Source organism: uncultured Legionella sp. (assembly GCF_937871865.1).
In the GTDB taxonomy this organism is placed as follows: Bacteria; Pseudomonadota; Gammaproteobacteria; order Legionellales; family Legionellaceae; genus Legionella.
In genome coordinates, this window is sequence record NZ_CALMPD010000112.1 from 1 (window position 1) to 3,287 (window position 3,287).

A 3,287-nucleotide genomic window follows, 5' to 3' on the forward strand; every position below is an offset into this window, starting at 1 on the left:
AGCAAGACCAAATCATTACATTCACCAGCACCCAACCAGCAACCCCAACAGTAGGTGACACGTATAATGTCACAGCGACAGCAAACTCCGGTTTGGCCGTAGACATCATCGTAGATGCCAGTAGCAGCAGCGTGTGCTCAATTAGTGGTGGCACCGTAACATTTAATGCAAGCGGCAGCTGTGTCGTAAAAGCCAATCAGGCAGGTAATGCACAGTACAATGCTGCCACACAAGTTCAACAAACCATGACGGTAAGCAAAAAAGGCCAGACCATTACATTTACTAGTACAGCACCGTCAACCCCAATTCCAGGAAACACGTATAACATTACTGCGACAGCAAGTTCAGGTTTGCCGGTAGACATCACCGTAGATGCCAGTAGTAGCAGTGTGTGCTCAATCAGCGGCAGCACAGTAACATTCGATGCAGCAGGTAATTGTACTTTGGATGCCAATCAAGGAGGAAATGCTGAATACAACGCTGCGTCGCAAACGCAGCAAACGATTACAGTAGTAGCCCCTTTCCCTGTGGCAAAAGGCCCAAGCAACGTGTTTGCCATTCCGGGCAATAGCCAGGCTGTAATCAGTTGGAAAGCGCCAAGTAATATAGGTACTGGAACAATTACGGGTTATACCGTGACTTACGGTCTGACCTCAGGAACAACCTTCACCACCGCAGGCTGCAGCACTTCCTCATTGACCTGCACGGTTACGGGCTTAACAAATGGCACAGCTTATACTTTTGCTGTTAGTACAGTTACCCAAAAAACGGGACTGAGCCAAACAGGACCTGCGTCCTTATCAGGTTCTGCAACACCAACAAACGGACTTGCTGTAAGCCCATCGACACTAGCGCTTTCTAGCCTTGGCAGCAGCCATAAAACAAGAATTATTACCCTTACCAACAATTCAGCTGCTCCTGTAACTCTGGAGGCTTTACCTGTAATTTATTCTGATTTTACTCCAGCTCTACCAAGTGATGTAACAATCGCAACAACATGCAGTACCGGTAGTGCACTGGCAGCCAACGGTGGCTCTTGTACTTTAACCATAACTCCCGGCACTACAACCTCCAATGATAATTTAAGTAACGCGTGTACTGCAGGAGGCGCTCCACAGCCAAGTACTTTTAATGTCCTGACAGGCAGCCCCCCAGTCAAAGCCGTTGTTTTGGGCTATGGTTGTCAATATCAAGGAGGCTATTTGTTCTCCATTGATGATACGACACCATCTACAACAAGCATCAACGGCAAAGTAGTAGCAACGACAGATCAGGCTCCAGCTTATCCTAATGGCATCAATTGGGTGCCAGATGGCGCATGCGACAATATCTGGGGCATTGATGATACATCAACATCTGTCACGCCAAGTCCTGCGGCTCCCGCAGCGACCTTTCAGACAAGGCAATTGAATTGCGATGCAGTAAATGATGGAGCGTGCGCAACCCATAACATCCAGGTTTTTTACAAAAACAATGCCCTGACCAGCTACGTTGCAGGTCGTTGCCGTCAGCCATTGACTGGTGACAATGCCGAGACGGCATGCGCTGGAGGCGCCACCTGTTATAACGATTGGTATCTGCCCTCCACTTGTGATCTGGGACCGTTTGGTTCTGGTGGTGATTATCCCTCTTTTCCTGGTTCACAGTCATGTAGCATAGACAGCACTAACATCCAGCGGCTCTTGGTAAACACAGGTATTGCAAGTATTGAAGGCTATTATTGGAGTTCTACGGAAGACTCGAACAATACACAAGATTTCGTATGGCACCAACACTTCGAGGCCAGCGACAATTACCAGAGCAACTTTACCAAAATAAATGTTTACGGCATTCGTTGTGTCAGGAACTTAACCAATTAATCAACGTGCCAGTCTGTTCATGACACCGAGCAAGTGTGTCGTGAACGGGGAAATTCGAAAACACCATAGCGTTTCATGTTCTGAAATATCTCGATAAAAGAGATTTTTATAATCTCAATGAACATAAAGAATTATCTGTAAATATTTGGTGGGCAATTAAGAACTATTCAGGGTTGTCTCATTATCCAGAGAAAATAATGTAGCAATCAACTCTTACTGTTTGTAAAAAACAATTCCATTATTCTAAGTTAGCCCTGTTCTAAAGAACAATATTCTTATCCTATACCGATAATGTAGTTCACCGAACCTATAATTTTAGTCTGTAAATTTGACCTCAGAACGGGATCTTGATGAAAAAAATTATGTTGTATTTAATCAAGAAATACTCATAGTTTTGCTGCCGTAAATAAGGGACTATTACTTGCCCTGAGGTAATAATTAACAATATGATTAAAATCGTTATCTTCAGAACAATAGAGATTAATTTTTCTAGCCAATTTTTGTAAATTGGCTTCATTATTGATGAATCCAATTAATAAACTTTGCTTGTCTGTCTGGTATCTTTCTTCAAATCCCTTGTTCGCAAGTTCATTCTCTGTCCAAAAAAATTTATTGGGGGCCTCGATGGTTTTGCAATCGCGAGATAATCCTTTACGTGTAATGATTTATTGGTTATCAAATCCTCAGGAGCATATAAATCAATTGCGATTTTCTTTATCAGGTTTTCCAGAGTTTTAAATTTAGGGTACATATCAAGATTGCTGGATTGCAAATAACTGCTTGCTGAAGCTGCTTCGTAATAAGTAATGACGGGTATCTGTGGTGTATGTCTTTGCAGAGCGAATCCTCTAGTAAAGGATACCACTGACATAAATCGATTATATTTAGTCAGATCCCGGGTGGGCTGCTGCCAGTTTAATATAGTGCAGCATCATTGTTTTGCCGTTATATTCCCTGGTAGTTATATCTGCTATATTCATACCAACCAAAGTGTTATTGATGTATATATACCTACCACGAATGAGTTTTAGGATTATTGAGCATCAATCAGGCGAACGTTATTGGTCAACAACGAATCAAGTTCTGTTTTGTATCGTTGAATATTGTCAAAGAACTCGAGAGTTGTTTGCTTAAAGATATTAAATTGTTCATAGTATTTATTGTAAAGCACTTTTTTCTTCATAAACTTCCAAAGCCGTTCAATTAAATTCAGATTGGGAGAGTAAGAAGGCAAAAATACCAATTGTGTTTTAGACGTTTCTAAAAAATGACTGACTAATTTTGAACGATAATATCGGGCATTATCACAGATCACATAAATGGTAGCTGCCAAGGGGTAAGCTGCTTCCACCTGCTTTAAAAGCGCAATGGTAGTGCATTAATTCAGATTTAGAGAAACAGATAGTTTTTCTGGCTAATCTTTTGATG

At 41.9% G+C, this 3,287-nt stretch carries 2 protein-coding genes and 1 pseudogene; 1 reads left to right on the forward strand and 2 read right to left on the reverse strand.

What is annotated here, in order from left to right:
- Window positions 1–1,859, forward strand: a 1,859-nt coding sequence (locus tag Q0495_RS05990) for a fibronectin type III domain-containing protein (RefSeq protein ID WP_298624107.1), incomplete at its 5' end; no start/stop codon positions are given.
- Between the two features lie 532 nt (window positions 1,860–2,391).
- Here the strand turns inward: Q0495_RS05990 and Q0495_RS05995 are convergent.
- A complete protein-coding gene (locus Q0495_RS05995; protein WP_298624109.1) occupies window positions 2,392–2,730 on the reverse strand; it encodes a hypothetical protein in 339 nt (112 codons plus the stop codon).
- 279 nt (window positions 2,731–3,009) lie between these two features.
- Window positions 3,010–3,228: pseudogene (locus Q0495_RS06000) on the reverse strand (transposase); the annotation flags it as partial.
- Between the last annotated feature and the right edge of the window lie 59 nt (window positions 3,229–3,287).

Excerpts from the sequence above, each read along its gene's own strand:
- Q0495_RS05995 (WP_298624109.1), bottom strand. The coding sequence starts at position 2,730 with ATGTCAGTGGTATCCTTTACTAGAGGATTCGCTCTGCAAAGACATACA.